Annotated in this window: 22 protein-coding genes and 1 tRNA gene; 14 read left to right on the plus strand and 9 right to left on the minus strand. The window is 68.9% G+C overall.

Annotation, left to right across the window (positions count from 1 at the left end; translation table 11 throughout):
• Positions 1-126 precede the first annotated feature (126 nt).
• Entirely contained in the window at positions 127-2,010 is a 1,884-nt protein-coding gene (locus LuPra_RS18630) for a SpoIVB peptidase S55 domain-containing protein (protein WP_162271441.1), read from the plus strand.
• A 31-nt stretch (positions 2,011-2,041) separates the two neighbouring features.
• Positions 2,042-4,252, plus strand: coding sequence for a hypothetical protein (locus LuPra_RS18635; protein WP_157899378.1), 2,211 nt, complete (start codon positions 2,042-2,044; stop codon positions 4,250-4,252).
• 16 nt (positions 4,253-4,268) lie between these two features.
• Here LuPra_RS18635 and LuPra_RS18640 read toward each other — a convergent pair whose 3' ends face one another.
• The 5 genes from LuPra_RS18640 to LuPra_RS18660 form a co-directional block, all read right to left on the minus strand.
• Positions 4,269-5,072 carry an anti-sigma factor family protein gene (locus LuPra_RS18640; RefSeq protein WP_110172142.1) on the minus strand — a complete coding sequence of 268 codons (804 nt, stop codon included), beginning with the start codon at positions 5,070-5,072 and terminating at the stop codon, positions 4,269-4,271.
• A complete protein-coding gene (locus tag LuPra_RS18645) occupies positions 5,069-5,662 on the minus strand; it encodes a sigma-70 family RNA polymerase sigma factor (protein ID WP_110172143.1) in 594 nt (197 codons plus the stop codon). Before LuPra_RS18645 ends, LuPra_RS18640 begins: the two co-directional genes overlap by 4 nt.
• 265 nt (positions 5,663-5,927) lie before the next feature.
• Positions 5,928-6,725 carry an ABC transporter permease gene (locus tag LuPra_RS18650; protein WP_110172144.1) on the minus strand — a complete coding sequence of 266 codons (798 nt, stop codon included), beginning with the start codon at positions 6,723-6,725 and terminating at the stop codon, positions 5,928-5,930.
• On the minus strand, positions 6,722-7,681 hold the full coding sequence (locus LuPra_RS18655; protein ID WP_110172145.1) for an ABC transporter permease: 960 nt from the start codon (positions 7,679-7,681) through the stop codon (positions 6,722-6,724). The genes LuPra_RS18650 and LuPra_RS18655 overlap by 4 nt, the downstream gene beginning before the upstream one ends.
• 9 nt (positions 7,682-7,690) lie before the next feature.
• Entirely contained in the window at positions 7,691-9,832 is a 2,142-nt protein-coding gene (locus tag LuPra_RS18660; RefSeq protein ID WP_110172146.1) for a sigma-54 interaction domain-containing protein, read from the minus strand.
• 174 nt (positions 9,833-10,006) lie between these two features.
• Between LuPra_RS18660 and aroC the strand changes: the two genes are divergently transcribed.
• The 9 genes from aroC (at position 10,007) to LuPra_RS18705 (ending at position 17,920) form a co-directional block, all read left to right on the plus strand.
• Positions 10,007-11,227, plus strand: a complete 1,221-nt coding sequence (gene aroC / locus LuPra_RS18665) for a chorismate synthase (protein WP_110172147.1) — start codon at positions 10,007-10,009, stop codon at positions 11,225-11,227.
• Between the two features lie 4 nt (positions 11,228-11,231).
• Entirely contained in the window at positions 11,232-11,741 is a 510-nt protein-coding gene (gene def / locus LuPra_RS18670) for a peptide deformylase (RefSeq protein WP_110172148.1), read from the plus strand.
• Positions 11,742-11,757: 16 nt separating this feature from the next.
• Complete coding sequence (fmt, locus tag LuPra_RS18675; protein WP_110172149.1) at positions 11,758-12,711, plus strand: methionyl-tRNA formyltransferase; 954 nt, start codon at positions 11,758-11,760, stop codon at positions 12,709-12,711.
• The gene (locus LuPra_RS18680) at positions 12,708-14,111 is read left to right on the plus strand and encodes an RsmB/NOP family class I SAM-dependent RNA methyltransferase (protein WP_162271442.1); all 1,404 of its coding nucleotides are present in this window, start codon (positions 12,708-12,710) and stop codon (positions 14,109-14,111) included. Before fmt ends, LuPra_RS18680 begins: the two co-directional genes overlap by 4 nt.
• A gap of 126 nt (positions 14,112-14,237) precedes the next feature.
• Positions 14,238-14,972: a PASTA domain-containing protein gene (locus tag LuPra_RS18685; protein WP_110172151.1), complete on the plus strand. Its 735-nt coding sequence runs from the start codon at positions 14,238-14,240 to the stop codon at positions 14,970-14,972.
• Between the two features lie 2 nt (positions 14,973-14,974).
• Positions 14,975-15,652, plus strand: coding sequence for a ribulose-phosphate 3-epimerase (gene rpe, locus LuPra_RS18690; RefSeq protein ID WP_110174766.1), 678 nt, complete (start codon positions 14,975-14,977; stop codon positions 15,650-15,652).
• Positions 15,649-16,047 (plus strand): acyl-CoA thioesterase, encoded by a 399-nt coding sequence (locus tag LuPra_RS18695; RefSeq protein ID WP_110172152.1) that lies wholly within the window; start codon positions 15,649-15,651, stop codon positions 16,045-16,047. The genes rpe and LuPra_RS18695 overlap by 4 nt, the downstream gene beginning before the upstream one ends.
• Positions 16,044-16,982 (plus strand): NAD-dependent epimerase/dehydratase family protein, encoded by a 939-nt coding sequence (locus tag LuPra_RS18700; RefSeq protein WP_110172153.1) that lies wholly within the window; start codon positions 16,044-16,046, stop codon positions 16,980-16,982. Before LuPra_RS18695 ends, LuPra_RS18700 begins: the two co-directional genes overlap by 4 nt.
• A complete protein-coding gene (locus tag LuPra_RS18705; protein ID WP_110172154.1) occupies positions 16,958-17,920 on the plus strand; it encodes an outer membrane protein assembly factor BamD in 963 nt (320 codons plus the stop codon). Before LuPra_RS18700 ends, LuPra_RS18705 begins: the two co-directional genes overlap by 25 nt.
• A gap of 54 nt (positions 17,921-17,974) precedes the next feature.
• Here the strand turns inward: LuPra_RS18705 and pgsA are convergent, their stop codons facing one another.
• Positions 17,975-18,535 carry a CDP-diacylglycerol--glycerol-3-phosphate 3-phosphatidyltransferase gene (gene pgsA, locus LuPra_RS32035; RefSeq protein ID WP_157899379.1) on the minus strand — a complete coding sequence of 187 codons (561 nt, stop codon included), beginning with the start codon at positions 18,533-18,535 and terminating at the stop codon, positions 17,975-17,977.
• On the opposite strand from pgsA, the gene LuPra_RS18710 reads away from it, so the two are divergent.
• A complete protein-coding gene (locus LuPra_RS18710) occupies positions 18,528-19,658 on the plus strand; it encodes a nucleotidyltransferase family protein (RefSeq protein ID WP_162271443.1) in 1,131 nt (376 codons plus the stop codon). The two genes, pgsA and LuPra_RS18710, sit on opposite strands and share 8 nt — an antisense overlap.
• A 61-nt stretch (positions 19,659-19,719) precedes the next feature.
• The gene (locus tag LuPra_RS18715) at positions 19,720-21,087 is read left to right on the plus strand and encodes a phosphomannomutase/phosphoglucomutase (RefSeq protein WP_110172156.1); all 1,368 of its coding nucleotides are present in this window, start codon (positions 19,720-19,722) and stop codon (positions 21,085-21,087) included.
• A gap of 102 nt (positions 21,088-21,189) precedes the next feature.
• Here LuPra_RS18715 and LuPra_RS32040 read toward each other — a convergent pair whose 3' ends face one another.
• Positions 21,190-22,035: a hypothetical protein gene (locus LuPra_RS32040; RefSeq protein WP_157899381.1), complete on the minus strand. Its 846-nt coding sequence runs from the start codon at positions 22,033-22,035 to the stop codon at positions 21,190-21,192.
• Between the two features lie 565 nt (positions 22,036-22,600).
• Between LuPra_RS32040 and LuPra_RS18730 the strand changes: the two genes are divergently transcribed.
• Positions 22,601-22,674: transfer RNA gene (locus LuPra_RS18730), tRNA-Gly, on the plus strand.
• A 33-nt stretch (positions 22,675-22,707) separates the two neighbouring features.
• Here the strand turns inward: LuPra_RS18730 and LuPra_RS34565 are convergent.
• Positions 22,708-22,881, minus strand: a complete 174-nt coding sequence (locus LuPra_RS34565) for a hypothetical protein (protein ID WP_418001387.1) — start codon at positions 22,879-22,881, stop codon at positions 22,708-22,710.
• Positions 22,853-23,491: a tyrosine-type recombinase/integrase gene (locus LuPra_RS18740; RefSeq protein ID WP_157899382.1), complete on the minus strand. Its 639-nt coding sequence runs from the start codon at positions 23,489-23,491 to the stop codon at positions 22,853-22,855. The genes LuPra_RS34565 and LuPra_RS18740 overlap by 29 nt, the downstream gene beginning before the upstream one ends.
• Between the last annotated feature and the right edge of the window lie 44 nt (positions 23,492-23,535).

Genomic DNA, 23,535 nt, shown 5'->3' on the forward strand with positions numbered 1-23,535 from the left:
CAGACCGTACCAGAGTCGTCCGAACGGCGTCAACAATCGTCATAGGGTATGACGCGAGCCATGCGCTCGCTTGACCCCCTTCGGACCGCGTGTCATAACCGAGCCATCTTGCCCGCATCCTCAGCCGTGACTGCTCGTCTGCTTCGTGGCGCCGTCGCCGCCAGCCTGGCGCTGGCCCTCTGCGGCGCGCCGTGGTCGGCGTACCTGCCCGTTTCCGCAACGGCGGTCAAGGCCGCAGGCACGACGTTCCCCGTCTCCGAGATCCGCCGTGGACAGGTCGCCGAGGGCGTCACGCGCATGGATGGTGACGAGCGCGTCACCTTCAAGGCACATATCCTGGGCGTCCTCGACGGCGTGATCGGGCCCAAACGTCAGGTCATCCTGGCGCGCCTCGAGGGTGCAGGACTCGAGAACACCGGCGTAATCGCCGGGATGAGCGGCAGCCCCGTGTACATCGACGGCCGCCTCGTCGGCGCGGTCGCCTACTCCATGGGCCAGTTCGCGAAGGCACCCATTGCCGGCATCACCCCGATCGCCGAGATGGAAGACGCGACAGCCGCGTCCGCGGCGGCGCCCCCGCGCCGGGTGGCGTCCTTTCCGCTCGACACGGCGCTGACGGCCGAGGCACTCCGCGAGGCGTTCCTGGCGTCGATGCCCGGCCGCGACGGCGTGAACGTCTCCCCCGCCTCGATGCGCGGGTTTGGTCTCGACACCGTCAGCAGCCCTGTCCTTCGCCCGATCGCAACGCCGCTGGCGATGGCGGGTTTCTCCACCCCGGTCGGTTCGTGGTTGTCGGACACGTTCGCGGCGGCCGGCTTCGCCCCGGTCTCGGGAGGCGCGGGCATGGCCGTCGCCGAAACCGGCGGTGTGCCAGCTGCAGCGACCACTGCCCCCTTGCAGCCGGGTGATGCCGTCGGCGTCAGTCTCGTGAGCGGCGACCTGTCGCTCGGCGCCACCGGCACCGTGACGAGCGTCGAGGGCACCCGCGTGCTCGCCTTCGGCCACCCCTTCTTCAACCTCGGCCCGGCGCAGCTGCCGATGACGCGCGCGCACGTCGTCGCGGTGATTCCGAGCCTGCTCAACTCCATCAAGCTCGCGCAGCTGGGTGAGGTGATGGGCGTGCTGGACCAGGATCGCGCCACCGCGATCGCCGGCACGCTGGGCGTTCGGCCGCGCACGATTCCACTGACGGTCGCGATGCGCGCCAATGGCGGCACGTCACGGTCGTTCGCGTTCGAAGTTGCCGAGGACCAGCTCTTCTCGCCGCTGATCGTGTTTGCCGCCGTCGCCAACGTGCTGCAGTCCTACCAGCGCGAAGTGGGCGTCTCCACCATCCGCATGAAGGGCGCCGCCGAAATCGGCGCCTCCACACTGCGCATGGACAACGTCTTCGGCGGCGACAGCGCCGTCGTGACGGCCTCGGCGTCGCTGGCCGCGCCGTTGGCCGCGGTGCTCCGCAGCGATCTCGGCACGCCGAGGATCGGGCGGATCACGCTCGAGGTCGACACCGACGAACGACAGCGATCGACACGCCTGGATCGCGCCTGGATCGCGCAACCGCGCCCCCGCGCCGGAGACACGGTCACATTGATGACCGAGACGCGCAGCTTCCGCAGTGCGCCGCAGGTGCAGCGGCTGCAGGTGCCGATTCCGGCAACCGCCACCGGCACGCTGCAGTTGCAGGTCATCGACGGCACGACGCTCGCCCAGCTCGAGGGACGCCGCCGGTCGCTGGAACAGGCGCGGAGCGTCGATGAACTCGTCGGCCTGCTCAACCAGGCCAGGCGGGGCGATCGCTGGTACGTGCGCCTCACGCGCCAGGCCCAGGGCTCGGTCGTCAATGGCCGCGACTTGCCGGCCCTGCCCGGCAGCGTGATGCAGGTGCTGGGCGCGGCTCCCGGCGTGGTGGCAACCACGCTGGACCAGGACGTCCTCGGGGAATGGGAACTCCCCGCCGACGCCGTCGCCACCGGGCAGCGCACCATCGCCATCACTCCCATCGTCCCGTAAGCGCTAAATGACATATTCGTCGAGAGTGTTCATGACGATCGCCGCCGTGGCGGTGGTCGTCTCGCTGCCCGTGCGGGCCGCTGGTCCGTCGCGCTGGGAAGTCAGCAGCAGCGACCAGTGGATGGCCGGCCGCGGCGAGCAGGTGGCGGTGACCAGGGATGGCCGGCTGACGCTCGGTCCGGCGGTTCGGGTACTTCACGAGGACGCGGCGCCGGCGCTGTGGACGGCAGCGACCGCGCCTGACGGCACGCTCTACGTCGGCACCGGCAACGATGGCCAGGTACTGGCGGTGTCGGGCGAGAAGACGCGCGTGTTCTGGGACAGCGAGGAACTGCAGGTCCATGCGCTCGCGTGGCAGGGCGACGCGCTGCTCGCCGGCACATCGCCTGACGGCAAGGTGTATCGCATCACCCGGGACGGCAACGCCAAGGTGTTCTTCGATCCGGAGGAGACCTACGTGTGGGCGATCGCCGTGGACCGCCAGCAGCAGGTGTACGTGGCCACCGGCGGCAAGGGCCGCGTCTATCGCCTGCCGCAGGCGGGCGGAACCGCGACAACGATCTTCGAGAGCGCCGCGGCCAACGTGACCGCGCTGTCGGTCAACGACGCCGGCGACGTTCTCGTCGGCACCGACAGCCCGGGACGTCTCTATCGGGTGCCCGCCGGCGGTAAGCCATTCGCCCTGCTCGACGGCCCCTACTCGCAGGTCCAGGCGATCCGGCCCGGCGCCAACGGCATCACGTGGATCCTGGCGGTCTCGCCCGGGGCGACACCCACGGCAACGCCGGCCCCGCCAGCCCCCATCAGCGCCACGCCGACCCCGCAGGTCAGCACGGAAGTGACCGTCGTCGCCATCGGCGACTCGACCTCGGTGAGTGCGGCGCCCGCGGCCAGCGTCAGCAGTGTGTCGGGCGCGACCAGCAGTGGCGCGAAGGGCGCCGTTTTTCGCCTCGGTGCCGACGGCCTGGTAGACACGTACTGGGAGGCGACCGGCGAGCTCCCGTTCGACCTGTTGCCAACGCCGTCAGGGCGCCTGCTCGTGTCGGCCGACAACGGCGTCGTCTACGCGCTCGATGGCGATCCCGTGCGCACGGCTCGCATCGCGCAGGTGCCTGGCCGGCAGCTGACGCGCATCCTGCCGCGCGGTGACCGGTTCCTCGTCACGGCGTCCAATCCCGGCAAGATCCTGGAACTCGCGGGTACGTCGGCGCCCACCGGGAGCTACACGTCGGAGGTGAAGGACGCCACGACGGGCGCCAGCTGGGGACTGCTCCGATGGGAAGGCACGCGGCCGGCCGGCAGCACCATCACCTTCGCGACACGGAGCGGCAACACATCGACGCCAGACGAGACCTGGGCCGACTGGGTGCCGGTCCGCGACGACGAGGGGGTCCAGCGTATCGCCAGCCCACCGGCGAGGTACCTGCAATGGAAGGTCGATCTCGCCGGCGCACCCGTGCTCGACCAGGTGACGCTCACATACCTGCCGCGGAACCAGCGTCCGCGCCTGACCAGCCTCACCATCCACCCGCCTGGCGTCGTTTTCCAGCAGCCCTATGCCACGCAGGAACCGCCCGACCTCGCAGGATACCTGTCCACGACGCCGGCACCGGCGCGCGATCAGGCCATCGCGGCGGCGACGCAGACGGCAACGGCGGCGCCCGTCGGCCGGAGGCTGTACCAGAAGGGATTCCAGACCTTCCAGTGGGAATCCACCGACCCCGACAAGGACGACTTGCGCTACGAGGTCGCGGTGCGTCGGGTCGGGGCTGACGACTGGCGCGTGCTCGCGCGTGAACTCGTGGGGACGGTCTACGCGTGGGACACGTCACTGCTGCCGGACGGTCGCTATGTCGTGCGCGTCATCGCCGCCGACAACCGCGCCAATCCGGACGCGACCGCCCTGCAGGGCGAGCGCGAGAGCGGGCCGCTGACGATCGACAACACGCCACCCACCGTGCAGATCACCAACGCGGGGACTGCCGCGTCGAGCGCCAGCCTGGCCTTCGAAGTCACCGATGCCGCGTCGACCCTCGACCGGGTCGACGTACTCCTGGGGAATGGACAATGGCGGCCGGTGTTCCCGGTGGACGGCGCACTCGACGGGTTGCGCGAGCGTTTCAGCATCCCGCTGGCGACGCTTGGCGACGGGCCCGTCGTGCTGCGGGCCACCGACAGCCTCGGCAACCTCGCGACGCTCGAAGTGCGAGCGCAGAAGGCCGCAGCCGCACCCCGCGAATAGACGGTCGAGCCGCCGCCTAGGTCGAGATGTCGGAGGCGACCCGGTGGGCCGATTGCGGCTTGATGATCGGCGGACGCACGGTGGTGTGGCTCACGAGCCAGACCAGGCTCACGGCCACCGGGCTGCCGGCGCGGCTCGCGGGATGGAAGCGTGCGGCGTCCTCCAGCGACTGCACCAGCCGCAGGTTGGGCGTGCCTTCGAGCTGCTGCGTCTGCTCGATACGCCCTTCGCGGGTCACGACCCCGGAGATCGCCAATTCGACGTCCTGGTCGGTGGCGAGCGTGAGATCGCTCGCGAGCATCAGCGGCATCACCGCCTCGGCCGAGACCCGCGGAGCCTGCATACCTGGCGCGAGCGGCAACGGCTCCAGGTCGGTGCCCGCCATCGCCATCGTCGTCACCATCGCGCGCAGCGAGTCGGCGCGTTCGGCGGCCGGCGCCAGCAGAACGATGCCAGCGGCCAACCCAGCGCACACGACCACGGCGGCGGTCGCGCACAGGCCCGCCCACACGAGATGCATGTCGTCGAAGGCGTCGCGCACCCGCACTGGCCACGACTGCTCCTGCTCGGCCAGCACCCGGCTCACGACCGCGCCGGCGAGTCCGTGCGCCACCGGCTCGTCGCCGACGGCCGCCGATACCACCGCCGCCTGGTGACGCAGGAGTTGCCCGAGTTGGTCGAGTTCGTCGAGCGCGCGCCGGCAGGACGCGCAGTGATTCAGGTGCTGTGTAACGTCGAGGTTTTCCGCAACAGGCAGTTCGCCGTCGCGGAACGCCGACAACTGCTCCTTGATGGTCGTACAGGAATCCAGACTTGTCACTGCTGCAACTCCGCCCGAAGCAGCTGGCGCGCACGCGCCAGCCGTGACTTGACCGTTCCCACCGCCACGTTCAGCGAGTACCCGATCTCCTCGTAACTGAGGCCGTCGATTTCGCGCAGGATGAGGGCCGTCCGCTGATCGAACGGCAGGTCGCGCAACGCCTGCCAGACGCGATCGGCCTGTTCTTTCTGTCTCAGTAACCGCTCCGGTCCGCATTCGTCGCGTGGCGACGCGAGTTCTCCGTGCTCGGACACGTGTACGTCCAGCGGTACCTGCGCCGACTGGAAGCGCCGGCGCCACCAGCGTTGCCGGTTGCGTGCCTGGTTGACGACGATGCGGTAGATCCAGGTGCGGAGGGCGGACTGGCCGCGGAACCGATCGAGCATCCTGAAGACCGTCAGGAACACGTCCTGCGACAGGTCCAATGCCTCCTCCTTGTCGCCAAGGAGATGGAAGGCCAGCTGGTACACCATGCGTTGGTGGCTCTCGACCAGTTCGGTGCATGCCGGTTCGTCGCCGGCAAGGCATCGCGAGACCAGGGCAGCCTCGGCGTCACTGACGCCTGCCCAATCGAGCGTGACGGGCTTCATCGAAAGTTCCCCTGCCACCCTGCGGTCACCTCCTGAGCGTACCGATGTCTGGTTGGACACCGCAACTGGTGAATTGTTCCGGTTGACTTGGCCCGACACATTCCTGGGACAAGTGGTCCGTGGCGGGGCGCGCCGCTGGCCGGCGCGAATTCGTGGGATGTAGCCGCGGGGCTTCCGCCTTCGCCGAGGCTGCGGCGGGCAGGTCGTCCCGCGGGCAGTGCGCCGGACAAGTCGGGCGCCTACGGGATTCGTTGCCGGAACGGCATCACTTGAGCCGCCTGGGGTCGATCCGGTCCCGCAGGCCGTCGCCGAGGAAATTGAAGCCCAGCACCAGCAGGGCGATGGCCAGCCCCGGAAAGATGGTCAGGTGCGGCGCGTCCATCAGATGACTGCGGCCCGCGTCGAGCATTGCGCCCCAGCTCGGCGTCGGTGGCTGCACGCCGAGGCCAAGGAAGCTCAGGGACGCCTCGGCGACGATGGCGCCTGCCATCCCGAGCGTGGCCTGCACGAGCACGGCGGGATAGGCGAACGGCAGCACGTGCCTGACCAAAACACGAGGGGCCGACGCGCCCAGGCTCCGCGCCGCCTGCACGTACTCGAACTCTCGCGCCTTGAGCACCTGGCCGCGTACCAGACGCGCGTAGCCCACCCAACCGATCGTGGCCAGGGCGATCACCACGTTGCGCAGGCTCGGGCCGAGCGCCGCCACGAGCGCAATCGCCAGCAGGATGCCGGGAAACGCCATCAGCACGTCGATCACGCGCCCGATGAGCGTGTCGGCCCATCCGCCTGCGTAGCCGGCGATGCCGCCGACCACGAGGCCCACAAGCGCGGACACCGAGACCACCGACACGCCGACGATCAGCGAGATGCGCGCGCCGGCGACGAGCCGGGCGAGGATGTCGCGCCCGAGTTCGTCGAGCCCGAACGGATGCGCCAGCGTCGGACCGGCGAGACGGAGGGCCAGCTCCTGCGACCGCGGATCGGCGGGCACGAGCCAGGGGCCGAGCACCGCCGCCGCGAGGGCGACGACCACCAATGTGACCCCGATCCGCAGGTTCATTCGTAGCGGATCCTCGGATCGGCCAGGCCATACGCGAGGTCGGTGAGCAGGTTGACCGCCACGTACGTCACGGCGATCAGCAGGATGCACCCTTGCACCATCGGGTAGTCGCGGAACTGGATGGACTGGATCAGCAGGCGGCCGAGTCCCGGCCAGGCAAAGATCGTCTCGGTGATGATGGTGCCGGTCAGCACCGCCCCGAACTGCAGGCCGACGATCGTGATGATCGGAATCAGCCCGTTCCGCAGAGCGTGGCGCAACACCGTGCGGCGCGTCGACAGTCCGCGCGACCGCGCCGCCCGCACGTACAGTTCCTTCAATTCCTCGACGAGACTCGCCCGCGTCATCCGCGCCAGAATCGCCGCGAGCGCGAGGCCGAGCGTGAGAGCAGGCAGCACCAGATACGCCGGTGGCACGCGAGGCACCGACCCGATCAGGAACTCGGCCGACGGCCCACGGCCCGAGATCGGCAGCCAGCCCAGGTAGACGCCGAACAACAACGCGAGCAGCGGACCGAGCCAGAAATTCGGCATCGACACCCCGACCAGGGCGAGGGCCATCGCGACGTTGTCCACCCAGGTGTCGGCGCGCACCGCCGCGATGATGCCGAGCGGCACGGCGACGACCAGCGCGACGATCATCGCGGTCACGGCCAGCAGCACCGTCGCGCCGAGCTTCTCGGACAATTCGGTCGTCACCGGCCTCCCGGTCCGCAGCGACTGGCCGAGGCGCCCGCGCACGGCATCGGACAGGAAACGGCCGTACTGCGTGGGCAGCGGGTCGTCCAGGCCCAGCCTGGCGCGCAGCGCGGAGACATCGGCCGGAGTGGCGGCCTCGCCGAGCATCGAGACGGCTGGGTCCCCGGGCACGAGGTGGATCAGGGCAAACACCAGGGTCGCGACCCCCAGCAGCACGGGGACGGTGAGCAGCAACCGCCGGGTGAGGAAACGCAACATGAGCGGCCGCTATGGTAGTCGAGAGCCCGCTTCCTCTTCGTCCAGGCCAAGCCGGCGCACCAGCTTGCTGAGGCCCTGCCGCGTGAGCCCGAGGTCCCGGGCCGCGAGTGAGGAGCGCCCGCCCGCGCGGGTCAGGGCCTCGCGGACGTAGCTTGCCTCGAACTCGCGCCGGGCGGCGTCGAGGCCTGACCGGCCCGCGTAGCAGGCCGAGGGCTGCACGCCGCGGACGTCTGCCGGAAGGTCGTCGACGCCGACACGTCCGCGCGGCGGCACGCGCACCGCCAGCGCCGCCAGCGTGTTCTGCAGTTGGCGGACGTTGCCTGGCCAGTCGTGCCGCGCGAGGGCTTCGAGCACGGGTGCGTCCAGGCGGGCACGACTCCCGACGCGCGCGGTGCAGTCGTGCCAGAAGTGCCGTGCCAGCATAGGGATATCGTCGCGCCGCTCGCGCAGGGCCGGCATCCGCACACGCACGACGTCGAGGCGGTAGAACAGGTCGGCCCGAAAGGTGCCGCGGCGCACGGCCTCTTCGAGCGACACGTTGGTCGCGGCGATCATCCGCACATCGACGCGACGGGCCTGGTTCTCGCCCACTCGACGCACCTCGCCGTCCTGCAGCACCCGGAGCAGCTTGGCCTGGGCACGTCCACCGAGTTCTCCCACCTCGTCGAGGAACAACGTCCCCCCATCCGCTTCGTCGAACAGGCCGGCACGATCGGCAGCCGCGCCCGTGAAGGCGCCTCGCACGTGGCCGAACAACTCCGACTCGATCAGCTCGTCTGGCAAGGCCGCGCAGTTGATCGCCGAACACCGCCGATGGCGGCGCTGCCCGAGCGCGTGAATCGCGCGCGCGGCGAGCTCCTTGCCGCACCCGCTCTCGCCGCGGATCAACACCGGGAAGGGCGCGCGGGCGGCCAGGGCGATCTGCGCGCGCACGTCGCGCATGACGACGCTGTCGCCGACGAGCGTGTGTTCGAGGCCGGGTGCGACGGCCGGAACGACAGGCCCAGGCACGTCGACGCGACCGGCCACGAGCCTGGCGAACACCGTCAGCAGTGACTGGCGCGACTGCCCGGTGTCGCGGGTGGGCCAACACGCGTAGACGCACACGGTCGCATCGTGGTCCAGTGCTTGTTTCCCCACCGCGTGCCACCCATGCGCGGAAGCCAGTGCTTCGGGCGCGTCGGCCCGGCACAGCTGCCGCCACGCCAGGATCGAGTCTCCGGGTGGCCCATCGCTCGCCAGCAGGCGCGGTTCACCGTTTCGGGCCACGAGGATGGCGGCGTGTTCGGCCTGGGCGTGCTGTCGCACGGCCCGGCATGCGACGACGAGCGCGTCCTCGTCGCGGCGAACCTCCTCGAGCTGCGCACTGATGTCGAGCAGTTCCAGATGGGTCATGCGATCACGACCTCCAGCGGACGGCAGGATGGCGACCAGCGAAGGACAGTGCGGCGCGCGGTCGATCGCGCGCAGGGCCCGACGCAGTTGTCGCGTGTGGGCAGCCACCACGTGCGTGCCGTGGCGCCACATCGGTTGCGACAGACGAGACGACGGCGGCGTGTCTGCGATCCAGGCCTCGGGCAAGGCGATCGTCACGGCCAGCATCGACACCCGACCGCCGCGCTTCACCCACGATTCCGCGCTCGCAGCGCCTGCGGCCAGCGACGCGTCCGTGCCACCAATCAACAGCGGCGGCCACTGCGCCGCCGGCGCAGTGCCGAGCACGGCCAGCCATGGCGCCAGCACGGGCACGAGGCCGCCCGCGCGCGCGGCTGCGGCGCGTCGGCACCACCCGCCCGCGCCGGTCGTGCGCGTCAGCCCGATGGAGCCAGGCGAAAGCTCCCCCCAGGCCGGTGCTGGTGCCGGAGCCGCGAGCGCCCACGGCGGGTCGGCAGCCGCAATCGTCACCACACGCTCCGTCCATCGGCCCAGCCAGTCCTGCGTGAGCCAGGCGTCCAGCACGACGTGACTGCCGTCGCCTGACGGACTGCCCGGCGCCGGCGAGGTCCATGCCGATGCCGAGTCCCGGGCGATCGGCCGGCTCCCCAGGAGCGCAGGACGCCCCGTCGCCAGGTCCACCAGGCCCGTCGCGGTCTCGAGCAACCGCCCGCAGCGGAGCGCGCCGAGCGGCAAGGGGCGACCGGACCAGTCCATGCCCCCGGTCCGAGCAAGCGCCTCGCCAGCCCTCGGTGCGGGCAATCCGGCGCGAATCGCTCGCGCACGGCGTTGCGAGTGCGAAATCTGCGCAGGACCCGCGTTCCACGCGCCGCAGGAAGTACCACCGCGGTGCCGCCCCGGCGACCACCGGGCGTGTAGAATCGGCGGTTGATGCTGCGTTTTCTCACGGCAGGTGAATCACACGGACAGGCGCTGGTGTCGACGGTGGAAGGCCTCCCGGCCGGTCTTGCCATCGATCAGGACGCCCTCGCCCGCGACCTTCGTCGTCGGCAACTCGGCTACGGCCGCGGCCGCCGCATGCAGATCGAGATGGACACGGCGGAGATCCTGAGCGGTGTGCGCAAGGGCCACACGCTCGGCAGTCCCGTGGCCATGCTGATCCGCAATCGCGACTGGAAGAACTGGCAGCAGACCATGCACGTGTCGCCTGAGGCGCCTGCCGAGGCGACAGGCGCCAGGCGCGCCCCGGTAACACGCCCTCGTCCTGGACATGCCGATCTCGCCGGCGCGCTGAAGTACGACCGCGGCGACATGCGTGACATCCTCGAGCGCGCCAGTGCCAGAGAGACGGCCGCACGCGTCGCCGCCGGTGCACTTGCCCGCCAGTTCCTCGCCGCGCTCGACATCCATGTCGTCAGTCACGTGTTCACGCTCGGTGCGGTGAGCCTGGGCGATCCGCTCGTCGTGACCTACGAACAGATCGCGGCCATCGACGACGAGGCGGCGCTGCACTGCGTGGACGACACGGTGCAGCAGCAGATGATCGAGGCGATCGACGCCGCGCGCGCCGCGGGTGACACACTCGGCGGGGCGTTCGAGGTCGTCGTGCGAGGCCTGCCCCCCGGGCTCGGCTCCTACGTCCAATGGGACCGCAAACTCGATGGGCGCCTCGCGCAGGCCGTGATGTCGATCCCCGCGATCAAGGCGGTCGGCATCGGCAAGGGCGTCGGTGTCGCGTCGGTGCCGGGATCGCAGGTGCACGACGAGATCGTCCTGCCAGCGGCCGGCGACGAGGGTCGCATCATGGGCGTCTCCCGTCCGACCAACCGGGCCGGCGGCCTCGAGGGCGGGGTGACCAACGGCGAAGACCTCCGCATCACCGGGTACATGAAGCCGATCTCGACGCTCATGAAGCCGCTGCGTTCGGTCGACCTGCAGACCATGCAGGAGTCACCGGCCGCCATCGAGCGCAGCGATGTCTGTGCCGTGCCGGCGGCAGCGGTCGTTGCCGAGGCGATGGTGGCCTTCGTCCTCGCCGATGCCGTGCTCGAGCGCTTCGGCGCGGACACGCTCGACGACATCAAGGCCGCCATCTCGCGCGCGGAAGCCCGGGTGCAGCAGCGTTTCCATCCCGCACCCGCCGAGGCGTGACGCGATGCGCCGGCCGATCCTGCGCTATGGCGCTCCCGTCCTGCACACGCGGGCCGCACCCGTCCCCGCCGTGACGCCCCAGATCGACGCGCTCATCGACGACATGCGCGAAACGATGCAGGGCGCGGCCGGCGTCGGGTTGGCGGCGCCGCAAATCGGTGAGTCACTGCAGGTCTGCATCGTCGATCTGTCGGCAGGCCGCCGCGCCGACCAACTCCTCGTGCTCATCAACCCTGACGTCATCGAGAAGGACGGCCTCCAACTCAAGGAGGAGGGTTGCCTGAGCGTCCCCGGCATCGAGGCGACGGTGCCGCGTCCGCTGCGCTTGACCGTTCGGGCACAGGATCGTGACGGCGACGTGCGGGAGATTCGTGCCGAGGGTCTCCTCGCACGCGCGATCCAGCACGAGGTGGATCACCTGAACGGCATCCTGTTCCTCGATCGCCTGCGGCCGGTCTACCGCTGGGCGCTCAAACGCCGCATCTCTCGCCTGCGTCGCGCCGGCAAGTGGTAACCACGAAGCCACGTCGATGCCACTCCGCCTAGCCTTCTTCGGAACCCCGGCGTTCGCCGTACCGACGCTCGATGCGCTTCTGGCATCGCACCATCAGGTGGTTGGCGTGGTCACGCAGCCGGATCGTGCGCGTGGACGCGGACAGCAGGTGTCGGACTCACCCGTCAAGGCGCGAGCCACCGCTGCGGGTGTGCCGATCCTGCAGCCGTTGAGGTTGAAGGATCCGGATTTCCTCGACGCATTCCGTGCCTGGCACGCCGACCTCGGCGTGGTGGCCGCGTACGGGCGTCTGCTGCCGCAGGCACTCCTGGATCTGCCCCCGCTCGGCCTGCTCAACGTCCATGCATCCCTGCTGCCGGCCTGGCGCGGTGCGTCGCCGATCCAGCGGGCGATCCTGAATGGCGATGCGGTCAGCGGCGTGACCATCATGCGGGTCGTGCTGGCGCTCGATGCGGGGGCGATGCTGGGCCGGGTCGAAATGCCGATCGAACCTCACGACACGACGGGCTCGCTCGAACAGCGCCTCGCGGTGTCCGGTGCCTTGCTGTTGCGCGAGGTGGTGGACCGGCTCGGTCGCGGCGAGACCGTGGACGAAGAGCCACAGGACGACGCCCTGGCCACGCTGGCGCCGAAGATCGAGAAGCACGAAGGGCTGATCGACTGGACCCGCCGTGCGCACGCGCTCGACTGTCATGTGCGCGGCATGCAGCCGTGGCCAGGCGCGTTCACGTTCGTCGATGGACAGCGCCTCATGGTGCGCGAGGCGACAGCCGACACGCGGCCGGTAAGGGGCACCGCCCCTGGCAGCGTCGTGGCCTTTGACGACGACGCCATTGTCTTTGCGTGCGGACAGGACACGACGTTGCGGGTCGTGCGCGTGCAGCCCGACGGCAAGCGGGTGATGACGGCGCGTGAATGGCGTCTCGGGCGGCGCGGCGAAACGCCCCTGCACGCGAGCGGCGCGCCATGATCGCGCCGGCCAGGCGGGCGGCCACCGAGGTGCTCGCGGCCGTCGATGCGGGCCGATGGGATCTGGCCACCGCCCTGGCGCAGGCGCATCCGTCGCTGGCCGACGCCCGTGATCGAGCACTGCTGACCGAATTGGCGACCGGCGTGCAGCGCTGGAAACTCGCCCTCGATTTCGCCATTCACGCACTGACGAAGCGCCAACCGGCCGACCTCGACGCGGATGTGCGCGCGACGCTGCGGCTCGGGCTGTACCAGTTGCAGCATGCGACGCGGATCCCGGCGTCAGCCGTGGTCAACGACGCGGTGGAGATCGTCAAGCGCGGCCCGACGCGGAGTGCCGCCGGCATGGTCAACGCGGTGCTCCGTCGCGTCGTCCGCGAGGGACCGCCGAGGCTGCCCGAGCCACCGCGCGTGCCCGTTGACGATCCCCGCTGGCGAATGCAGGCGCTGGCGTGGCTCGCGATCGCGCATTCGCATCCCGCGTGGCTCGTCGAGCGCTGGCTGGATCGCTTCGGCATCGAGGCGACCGAAGCGTGGGTGCGTTACGACAACACGCCCGCCGACGTGACGGTGTGGCCACTCCCGGGAGTCGGGAGTGGGGAGTCGGGAGTCGGGAGTGGGGATTCCCCGATCCGCGATCCACGATCCGCGATCCGCGATTCGGAATTCGGCAACGTCGAAGGCACGCCGACGCGTTTCGTGCCTGGAGGGATCGTGCTGGCGAACGGGCGCGATGCGCTGCCGCACCTGCGCGCGGGTTCCGCGTACGCGCAGGACGAAGCGTCGGCAGCGATTGCGGTCGTGGCCGGCACCGTCGGGCGTGGTCGCGTGCTCGACGCCTGTGCGGCTCCGGGCGGCAAGAGCCTGGCGATGCGGTCGTGGCTGCCGCCGGATGCGCGGCTCCTCGCCAATGACATGCGCACGCGTCGCATTGCGTTGCTGGCCGCCACACTCGGCCGCGCGGCCGGCCCCCGTATTCCGATCGTTCGAAGCGACGCGACGCGCCTGCCGTTCGACCGTTCCATCGACACGATGCTGATCGATGCCCCCTGCTCCGGGCTTGGCACACTGCGGCGCGATCCTGACGTCCGCTGGCGGCGCACCGCCGCCGACCTGGCCGCCTTTGCCACGACGCAGCGGTCGATGATCGAGGAGGGACTGCGCGCCCTCGCGCCCGCCGGCCGGCTCGTCTACGCCACCTGTTCCAGCGAACCGGAGGAAAACGAGTCCCTGGTCGCGGCCCTGCTGCAGGAGCGCCCGGAGCTGCGACGGCTCGACCTTCGGCAGGAGCCCCTGCCGCCGTCGATGACCTCGCTGCTGACAGACGAGGGCGCCCTCCGGACGTGGCCCCATGTCCACGGTCTCGACGCCTTCTTCGCGGTTGCGCTCACCAGGCCGTAGAAACGGGCAATTTCAGATTTCAAGATTTCAAATTTCACTACACCGCCATTGGTCGAGCTGCCGACAATGGCTGTGAAATTCTGAAATTGTGAAATTGTGAAATTGCGCCTGTAAGATCAACGGCTGATGGAGGCTCGGCGGGGATTCACGGGACGCGTCTGGGGCGCGGGAAAGCTCGTCATGCTGCTGGCCCTGCTGTGCGTCACCTACGGGGTCTCGTTCGGCATGGCGATGCGCCTCGCGCTGCGATCGCGTGACGTTCGCGTGCCGGAGTTGCGTGGCCGCACCGTCAACCAGGCGAGCACGTCGCTCACCGAACTCGGCCTGCCGCTCAAGGTCGAGGAGGCCCGGCGCTCCGACCCGAAGGTGGCCGCCGGGCTGATCCTCGCGCAGGACCCGGTGTCGGGCAGTACGGCGCGTCGGCCGCGAAGCGTGAAGGTGTGGCTGAGTGCGGGGCCGACGGTCAGTCGCGTGCCCGCGGTGGTCGGGCTGACGGAACGGACGGCACAGTTGCGGCTCGAAGGCGAAGGCGTGGGCATTCGCGACCTCGCGGCCGTGCGATCCTCGGCCTTCCCTGCCGGCATCATCGTGGCGCAGAACCCCGCGCCAGGCGCCGCCGCGGACACCGTGTCGTTGCTCGTGAACCGCGGCGAACGTGGCACAACATACGTGATGCCGGATCTCATCGGCGTCAACGCCGAGCAGGCAGCCGAAGTGCTCCGCGTCCGCGGCTTCCGTGTCGCCCTCGTCGCCGAGCAGCCCTACCCGGGCGTCCCTCCGGGCATCGTCTTGCGCCAGTCGCCGCTCGGTGGCTTCCAGATCGCACCGGGCAACGCCATTTCCCTCGAGGTGAGCCGGTGAGCGTGCGGATCGCGCCGTCGGTGCTCAGCGCCGATTTCAGCGCACTCGGCAACGACGTCCGGATGGTGGCCGACGCCGGCGCCGACTGGATTCACGTGGACGTGATGGACGGCCGGTTCGTCCCCAACATCAGCATCGGCCTCCCGGTCGTGGCGGCCCTCGCCCGGATTTCGCCGCTGCCCCTGGACGTACACCTGATGATCGTCGAGCCGGAGAAGTACGTCGACGCGTTTGTCGAGGCTGGCGCGGCGTCGGTGTCGGTGCATGTCGAGGCGACCGATCACCTGCATCGGCTCGTGCACCGCATCCGGCACGCCGGCGCCCGTCCGGGTGTGGCCATCAATCCTGCCACGCCGCTCGACACGCTGGCCGACATTGCCCCGGACCTGGACATCGTGATCCTGATGACGGTCAACCCGGGCTTCGGCGGCCAAACGTTCATCGAGCGCTCCTATGACCGGCTCCGTCGGCTGCGCGATCTGCTGGATCGCACCGGCTCCGCGGCGACGATCACGGTCGACGGCGGGGTCGACCCGGCACGCGCCGAGGCCGTGGTCGAGGCCGGTGGCGACGTCCTGGTGGCCGGAGCGGCCGTGTTTGCCACGCCCGATCCGGCCGGGGCCATCGCCGCACTGCGCACCGCCGGCCAGCGCGGCTGGCAGGCCCGTGCGCGCCGATGACCGTCCTGGGCACCGCCACCATCCGCGTACGCTACGCCGAAACCGACCAGATGGGCGTGGTCTATCACGGCAACTACTTTGCGTGGTTCGAGGTGGGGCGCGTCGAACTGCTGCGCCAGGCCGGCTGGAGCTACAAGACGCTCGAGGGGGACGGCCTGAGCCTGCCCGTGATTGAGGCGACTTGCCAGTACAGGCACCCGGCGCGGTACGATGACGAGTTGGAGATTCGCACGGTGGGTCGCATGGCGAGCGCCGTCCGGGTCGAGTTCACGTACGAGTTGGTCCGGATGGCGGACGCCCGCGTGCTGGCGACTGCCCGGACCCTGCATGTACCCATCACCCGGGAGGGGCGGCCGTGCCGCCTCCCAGGGCCGTTGAGGGAGATTTTCGCGTGAAGGCACTCGTCACCGGGGCGGCCGGATTCATCGGATCGACCCTCACCGACCGACTCGTGGCCCAGGGCGCCGAGGTGGTCGGGATCGATTGCTTCACCGACTACTACCCGCGGTCGCTGAAGGAGCGCAACCTCGCCGGCGCCCGCGACGCCGCGAATTTCCGTTTCGTCGAGGCCGACCTGCTGGACGCGGACCTGGATGCACTGCTCGACAACGTGACCCACGTCTTCCACCTCGCGGCACAGGCGGGGGTACGCAAGAGTTGGGGCCGCGACTTCAGCGTGTACGTCAGCAACAACATCGCGGCGACGCAGAGGCTGCTCGAGGCGTGCAACGGCCGGCCGCTCGATCGTTTCGTCTATGCCTCGACGTCTTCCGTCTATGGCGATGAGGCGGCGATCCCGATGCGCGAGGAGCAGCGGTTGCAGCCGCTGTCACCGTATGGCGTCTCGAAGCTGGCCGCCGAGCACCTCGGGCACCTGTACCACGTGAATCACGGCGTGCCGTTCGTGGCGCTCCGCTACTTCACGGTCTACGGGCCGCGCCAACGCCCGGACATGGGCTTTCATCGCTTCCTGACGGCAGCCATGGACGGACGTCCGCTCGCACGTTACGGCGATGGTGAGCAGACGAGAGATTTCACGTTCGTGGCCGATGCGGTCACGGCGACGACGGCTGCGGGCACGAAGGGTGTGCCCGGGCGCGTCTACAACGTCGGCGGCGGATCGCGTGTCACGGTCAATCACGTGTTCGAGATCATCGAACGGCTCGTGGGTCCGGTGACCATCGATCAGCAGTCGCCCCAGAAGGGCGACATGCGCGACACCTACGCCGACACGAGTCGGGCGGCGGCCGATCTGGGATTCGCGCCGTCGGTCACGCTCGAGCAAGGACTGGCAGAAGAATACGCATGGCTACGCAGCGAACGCGCATGAGCCGCATTGGTGGGCTGACCCGCATCGCCCTCGTCGTCCTGATGACGATGGTGGCGGTCGCGTGCGCGACCAAGAAGGGCAACATTCCCACCGGCGTCACCGAACCAGACAAGTACCTGTACGAGCAGGGCACGGCCGCGATGACCGACAAGAAGTGGTTCACCGCCCGTGAATACTACCAGCAACTCGTGGACAGCTATCCACAGAGCCCGCTGCGAGCCGACGCCAAGCTCGGACTCGGCGATGCGTATCTGAACGATGGCTCGACGGAGGGCAAGCTGCGAGCGGAACGCGAGTTCCAGGAGTTCCTCTCGTACTTCCCCACGCACCAGCGGGCCGACTACGCGCAGTTCAAGCTCGCGATGACGCATTTCGACCAGATGCCGAAGGCGGAACGCGATCAGACCGAGACGCGCGCCGCGCTCGACCAGTTCGCGGCGTTCCGCCAGAAGTTCCCCAACAGCACACTGATGCCCGAGGTCCTCGAGAAGGAACGCATTGCCCGCGATCGCCTGAGCGAATCCATCTACAAGGTGGGCTATTTCTATTACAAGGCGCGCTGGTATCCGGGCGGCATCTCGCGGTTCCGGCAGGTGCTGCAGGAAGACCCGCAGTTCACGCGCCGTGACGCCGTCTACTACTATCTCGCCGACGCGCTGGTCACCGTCAAACTCGAGGCCGAGGCGCTGCCGCTGCTCGACAAGCTGGAGGCCGAATTCGTCGAGAGCGAGTTCCTGGAGCTGGGTGCGACACTCAAGGCGCGCGCCCAGGCGACGCTGGCCGAGCGCACGCCGGGTACCGAGGGCAGCCCCACCACGACCGGGACGACGACGGCCCCCGTGTCCCCGACTGCAGCACCCGCGGCCACTGGTTCGACTGGCACGGTCGTCCCGCCCGCGCCGACACGACCGACGGTCGACGCCAAGCCGCCGTCCTAGGCGCAGCCGTGGACACGGCTGTGCCTAGGAATGCCGCAAGGCATTGGCGCAGTTTCATTCGCCGTTGAGTACGTCGCTGAACCGTCGGTAGTAGTCGTACGCCGACCACAGCGCCAGCACCAGCATCATCCACAGCGCGATGGTGCCGACCCAGTTGAGGGGGAACGGCACGCTCGGGGCGAGCAGCAGGCCGAGAATCGCGGTGACCTGCGCGGCCATCTTGCGCTTGCCCAGTTCCGAGGCCGGCATCGCCACGCCGCGTGCGGTGGCCACGCTGCGCATCCCGGTCACCGCCAACTCGCGACCGACGATGATGGTGACCATCCAGGCGGGGGCCCGTTCGAGCTGCACCAGCGAGATGAGGGCGCCGAGCACGAGCAGCTTGTCTGCCAGTGGATCGAGCCACTGCCCCACCACCGTGATCTGCCTGCGGCGCCGCGCCAGCCACCCATCGAGCAGGTCGGTCAGCGACGCCAGCCCGAAGATCAACGCGCCGAGGAAGTCACTCTGCACCCCTGTCCATTCCCAGCTGTGGGGCGGCGTGAGCATCACCACGACCAGCAACGGCACCAGCACGATGCGGAGAACCGAGAGCGTGTTGGGAAGGTTGAGCATCGAGGGGAGGCGGCGCCATTGTACCGGCAGCCGCCAGGGCGAGAGGTCTGCGCTATCATTCCCTGCTGACATGAAGGCTATTCTTCTCGCAGGAGGCAAGGGCACTCGCCTCCGACCGCTTACGCTCAACACGCCGAAACCGATCGTCCCGATCTTCAACCGCCCGTTCCTGATGTACCAGCTCGATCAGCTGCGCCAGGTGCCCGAGATCACCGAAGTGATCCTCAGCCTGAACTACCAGCCGAGACGGATCGAGGAGACCTTCGGCAACGGCGAAGCGCTCGGCATCAAGATTTCCTACGCGGTGGAACCCCAACCACTCGGTACCGGCGGCGCCATCAAGTTCTCGGCGCAGACCGTGCAGGACTCGGTCATCGTGCTCAACGGCGACGTCCTGCAGCAGATCGACCTGCAAGCCGTGATCGCGCGCCATCGGGCGGCCAACGCCAAGGCGACGATCGTGCTGACGCCGGTCGACAATCCCTCGGCGTACGGACTGGTCGAAACCGACGCCAGCGGCAACGTCCAGCGCTTCCTCGAGAAGCCGGGCCAGGACGAAATCACCGTCAACACGATCAACGCCGGCGTCTACGTACTCGAGCCGGACACGCTCGATCGCATTCCGGACAACGAGACGTACTCGATCGAGCGGCAGTACTTCCCGTCGCTCGTCGCCAATGGCGAGACGTTTGTCGCGTATGTGAACGACGGCTACTGGATCGACATCGGCACGCCGGAGAAGTACCGGCAGGTACACCGCGACATCATGGACGGCCGGTACCACGCCGCGCCGTTTCTGGATCGCGCCGGCGGGATTGTCGACCTCGGGGCGCGCATCGAACAGGACGTGCACATCCAGGGTCCGTGCTTCCTCGACGAAGGCGCGGTCATCAAGGCCGGTGCGCGGCTCGGGCCGTACGCAGTCGTCGGCCGCCAGGTGCAGGTCGACGAGCAGGCGCAGGTGCGCGACGCCGTCATCTGGGCCAACTCGGTGGTCGGCGCCGATGCGGTGGTCGAGGGCGCCCTGGTCGGGCGCAACTGCCACATCGGCCGCAACACCGTGGTCGGCGGCGGCAGGATGCTGGGCGATCGCAGCACCGTGACCGATTACAGCAGGCTCTGAACGCCCCTGGCGGGCAATTCGCGCGGCGGGCCCGCGGGGCCCCGGCGCCTGGGACTGACGCATGGCAGACGTGAACGTCGTGAACCCGAACATCTTCAAGGCCTATGACGTGCGGGGCCTCTACCCGTCCGAGGTCAACGAAACAGCCGCGCACGACATCGGCGGCGGCTTCGTCACCTACCTCGGTGCCAGGCGGATCGCCGTGACGCGCGACATGCGCACGTCGTCGCCGGGCCTCGCCGAGGCATTCATCGAGGGCGCGCGCCAGCAGGGATGCGACGTCATCGACTACGGCATGCTGCCGACCGACGTGATGTACTTCGCGGTGTGCCGCGACGGGCTGGACGGCGGCGCCCAGATCACGGCGTCGCACAACCCGAAGCAATACAACGGCATCAAGCTGGTCGCGAGGGACGCCAAGCCGCTGAGCGGTGACATCGGCCTCAAGGAGATCAGGGAGATGATCATGGCGCGCGAGCTCCCGCCGAGCAAGCCGGCGATGGGGGGCTACGAGCGCCGCGAGGTCGTCGACGACTATCTCGAGCACATCTTCAAGTTCATCGACCCGTCGATCATCAAGCCGTTCAACTGTGTGCTCGATGCCGGCAGCGGCATGGGCGGCCTGATCGGACCGAAGATCTTCGCGCGCCTGCCCTGCAAGACCTCGCACGTGGCGATGGAAGTGGATGGGACCTTCCCGTATCACGAGTCCAATCCGCTCATCGAGGAGAACCGCCGCACCGTCACGCAGCGAGTGCTCGACGAGAAGGCCGACATCGGCATCGCCTGGGACGGCGACGCCGACCGCTGCTTCTTCATCGACGGCACGGGCGATTTCGTCGCCGGCGACTTCGTGACGGCGCTGCTCGCCGAGGCGTTCCTCATCAAGTACCCGGGCGAGAAGGTCCTGTACGACGTCCGCGCGAGCTACGCGGTCAAGGACATCGTCGCGCAGTACGGCGGCACCGCGCTGATGAGCCGGGTCGGCCATGCCTTCATCAAGCAGCGGATGCGGGCCGAGAATGCGATCTTCGGCGGCGAGGTCACGGGGCACTACTACTTCCGCGACAACTTCTTTGCCGACAACGGCTTCATCCCGGTGTTGCTGATCCTCGAGCTGATGTCACGCAAGGGCAAGACGCTCGCCGAACTGCTGGCGCCGCTGCGCGAGAAGTACTTCATCTCCGGCGAGATCAACACCAAGCTCGCGAGCATGGAACTGGCCGACGCGAAGATCGCCGACATCACGAGCCAGTACGCCGACGGCCACGTCTATCACCTCGACGGGGTATCGGTGGAATACCCGGACTGGCACCTCAACGTGCGAAAGTCCAACACCGAGCCGCTGCTGCGCCTCAACCTCGAAGGGGTGACGAGCGAGATCATGAAACAGCGCCGCGACGAGGTGCTGGGGATCATTCGGGGGTAAAACAGGCTGCAGCCTGCAGGCTACGCGCTCGGGCGCGTCGGGAACGACGGAGGGGCCGACCCACATGCTACGGGCGGCCCCTTCTCCGTTCCGCGCGATCTTTTACTTACAAGTTGACGCGATCATCTTGAGGCTGGTGACTCGCACGATGCCGCCCATGCCAGCCTGGGCCTGCGCCGCCATCGACCCCATCGACGAGGGGCTGCCCGCACTAGTCGAGCCCGTGCCTCCGGCCGCGCCGCTGCCGGTGCTGCCGCTGCCAGACGTCGCCTGACCCGAGTAGCCGGTACTGCCGCTGCCGGCACCCGCCGCGCCGCTACCCGTCGTCGCGGTGCTGCCCGCCGGACCGGCGCTGCTGGTCGGGCCGGCGCTGCTGGACATGCCGTGATGGCTGCCCGCACCCGCCGAGGACAGCGTGCCGGTTACCTCGACCTGGTGGCCGACGTGCTTGGACAGGTCCGTGGACGAGTCCGCCAGCAGGTGGTACACACGACCACCCTGCTGGCCGGCGGTTGACCGTTCATCGGCCTGGCCCGCCGTCGACGGCATGCCAGTGCGAGACCCGCTGCCACCATCGGTCACGCGCAGCGTGTACAGGCTGCCAGCGGCACCACTCGCTTCGCCGCCCATGCGACCCGCGCCTGCGGCCTGTCCGCTCTGCGCGGTCGCGCCCTGCGTGCCCGCCGCGGCGCTGGTGCTGCCCGTCGCGCCGGTGCTGCCGGTGCTCGTACTACCCGTCGCCGTACTTCCGGTGCTACCGGTCGAGGCGCCGGTCGTGCTGCCGGTCATCGCCGTTCCTGATTGCAGGCAACCCTGCAGCGTCACCGACTGACCTTGGGTGAGCCCCGAGGTCATGGGGGTTGTGGGTGAGCCCTGCGGTTGTTGGGCCAGTGCCGTCATGCCCGCAGCCACGGTAAACGCCGTCACCCAATGGAATGTGCGCTTCATTGCTGTTCCTCCCCGTCATGCAACGATCGATAGCCCCGCCGCCAGGGCGGCTGGGGGCGTCGCGGTGCTCGGCGATGCCGTGCCCGCCTTGCCATGTGTGTGTCATGGCAAGAAGCGGACCGAGGCCATGTGGCGAGGAGGTCGCCACTGCGGCGCGGATCCGGCGAAGATAGGCGCGAAAACCTGTATTTTGCGCCTACAGGTACGTGCAAACGGACACATTGCGGCGACGGCCCCGGTTCAGTTGCGATCGGGCACGGCCCAAGGCTCAGGGCTCATGCCTCAGGCTCAAGCCTCAGGTCTCAGGGCTCAGGGCTCAGGGCTCAGGGCGCAAGCCTCGAGGCTGGAGGCTGGAGGCTGGAGGCTGGATGCTCAGTGCCCAAGGATCAGACTGGAAGACCGCAACCATCAAAATGGCGGTCGTGGCAGGGACGGCTGTCCAACTGTCCGATATGGCGAGGCAGCGTCCCGTGGTCGGCGTCGCGCTCGATGACGGTTCATCAGTTCTCGAGGCAGCGCGGCATTGACACGCGCTGACGCGCGCCGCGATAATCGCAGGCTGCGAGCGGGCTTAGCATAGTGGTAATGTCCTGGCTTCCCAAGCCAGTCAGACGGGTTCGATTCCCGTAGCCCGCTCCACCCAAACCCATTCTACTGCAACAACTTACGGTGTCAAGGCTGAGGCTGTTGCTCGCCTGTTGCTCCCGCCGCGAACGCGACGGGAGTGTCCAGGAGGGCGATGGCAAGTTCGGCCTGCCCTGGGGCAAGGTGCATGTAGCCCTCGGTTGTACTGAGGCTCTCATGCCCCGCCAGCGCCTCAATCTGCTTGCTGCTCACCCCCTTCATCGCCAGGTGCGAACAGAACGTGTGCCGCAGGATGTGAACCCCGTGCTTGGCACCAGCCGCACGGGCAACCCCGGCGCAGGCGGTTACGGACCTGGTTGTTGGTCATCGGGCCGCTGGAATCGTTCCCCGGCAGCACAGGGCCGGCCGGCGCTCGATGCTTCGACAGTGCCGTACGCAGGCGGTTGGTCAGGGGCACGGTCCTGGCCCTCAATCCTTTGGTACTGTTCAGCACGTTGCGCCAGTAGGCTCGTTGGACCACGAGGCGATTCACGTCCCATTTGACATCCCGCCAATCGAGCGCTCGCATCTCGCCGAGGCGCAGCCCCGCCTCCCCACCGAGCAGCACAATGAGGAGGGCTTCCCGTCCGGACTCCTCGGCGGCGCCAACAACCCGGCCGTATTCGGCGAAGTCGTAGAAGGCGGCGCTCGTCTTGGCGACCTTGGTCCGCTTCACGGTGCATGGCATCAATTCAAGCACGTCCCATTCGACCGCGACGTTCAGCAGCTTTCGCAGGACTGACATGATGTTCTCGACGGTCTTCGGGCTCCGTCCGTCACTTGCGAGTTTGGCCTTCAACCGCTGCACCGAGGCCGTATCAATCTCGTCCAAGGCGCGGGTGCCGAATGCCGGGAGCAGATGGTGCAGCAGAATCG

Source organism: Luteitalea pratensis, assembly GCF_001618865.1.
GTDB classification, from domain to species: domain Bacteria; phylum Acidobacteriota; class Vicinamibacteria; order Vicinamibacterales; family Vicinamibacteraceae; genus Luteitalea; species Luteitalea pratensis.

What these genes read in the sequence shown, in the direction of transcription:
- LuPra_RS18635 (WP_157899378.1), top strand. Translation starts at nt 2,042, where the DNA reads ATGACGATCGCCGCCGTGGCGGTGGTCGTCTCGCTGCCCGTGCGGGCC.
- LuPra_RS18645 (WP_110172143.1), bottom strand. Translation starts at nt 5,662, where the DNA reads ATGAAGCCCGTCACGCTCGATTGGGCAGGCGTCAGTGACGCCGAGGCT.
- LuPra_RS18650 (WP_110172144.1), bottom strand. Translation starts at nt 6,725, where the DNA reads ATGAACCTGCGGATCGGGGTCACATTGGTGGTCGTCGCCCTCGCGGCG.
- LuPra_RS18655 (WP_110172145.1), bottom strand. Translation starts at nt 7,681, where the DNA reads ATGTTGCGTTTCCTCACCCGGCGGTTGCTGCTCACCGTCCCCGTGCTG.
- LuPra_RS18660 (WP_110172146.1), bottom strand. Translation starts at nt 9,832, where the DNA reads ATGGACTGGTCCGGTCGCCCCTTGCCGCTCGGCGCGCTCCGCTGCGGG.
- aroC (WP_110172147.1), top strand. Translation starts at nt 10,007, where the DNA reads ATGCTGCGTTTTCTCACGGCAGGTGAATCACACGGACAGGCGCTGGTG.
- def (WP_110172148.1), top strand. Translation starts at nt 11,232, where the DNA reads ATGCGCCGGCCGATCCTGCGCTATGGCGCTCCCGTCCTGCACACGCGG.
- fmt (WP_110172149.1), top strand. Translation starts at nt 11,758, where the DNA reads ATGCCACTCCGCCTAGCCTTCTTCGGAACCCCGGCGTTCGCCGTACCG.
- LuPra_RS18680 (WP_162271442.1), top strand. Translation starts at nt 12,708, where the DNA reads ATGATCGCGCCGGCCAGGCGGGCGGCCACCGAGGTGCTCGCGGCCGTC.
- LuPra_RS18685 (WP_110172151.1), top strand. Translation starts at nt 14,238, where the DNA reads ATGGAGGCTCGGCGGGGATTCACGGGACGCGTCTGGGGCGCGGGAAAG.
- LuPra_RS18695 (WP_110172152.1), top strand. Translation starts at nt 15,649, where the DNA reads ATGACCGTCCTGGGCACCGCCACCATCCGCGTACGCTACGCCGAAACC.
- LuPra_RS18705 (WP_110172154.1), top strand. Translation starts at nt 16,958, where the DNA reads ATGGCTACGCAGCGAACGCGCATGAGCCGCATTGGTGGGCTGACCCGC.
- pgsA (WP_157899379.1), bottom strand. Translation starts at nt 18,535, where the DNA reads ATGCTCAACCTTCCCAACACGCTCTCGGTTCTCCGCATCGTGCTGGTG.
- LuPra_RS18715 (WP_110172156.1), top strand. Translation starts at nt 19,720, where the DNA reads ATGGCAGACGTGAACGTCGTGAACCCGAACATCTTCAAGGCCTATGAC.
- LuPra_RS32040 (WP_157899381.1), bottom strand. Translation starts at nt 22,035, where the DNA reads ATGAAGCGCACATTCCATTGGGTGACGGCGTTTACCGTGGCTGCGGGC.
- LuPra_RS34565 (WP_418001387.1), bottom strand. Translation starts at nt 22,881, where the DNA reads ATGAAGGGGGTGAGCAGCAAGCAGATTGAGGCGCTGGCGGGGCATGAG.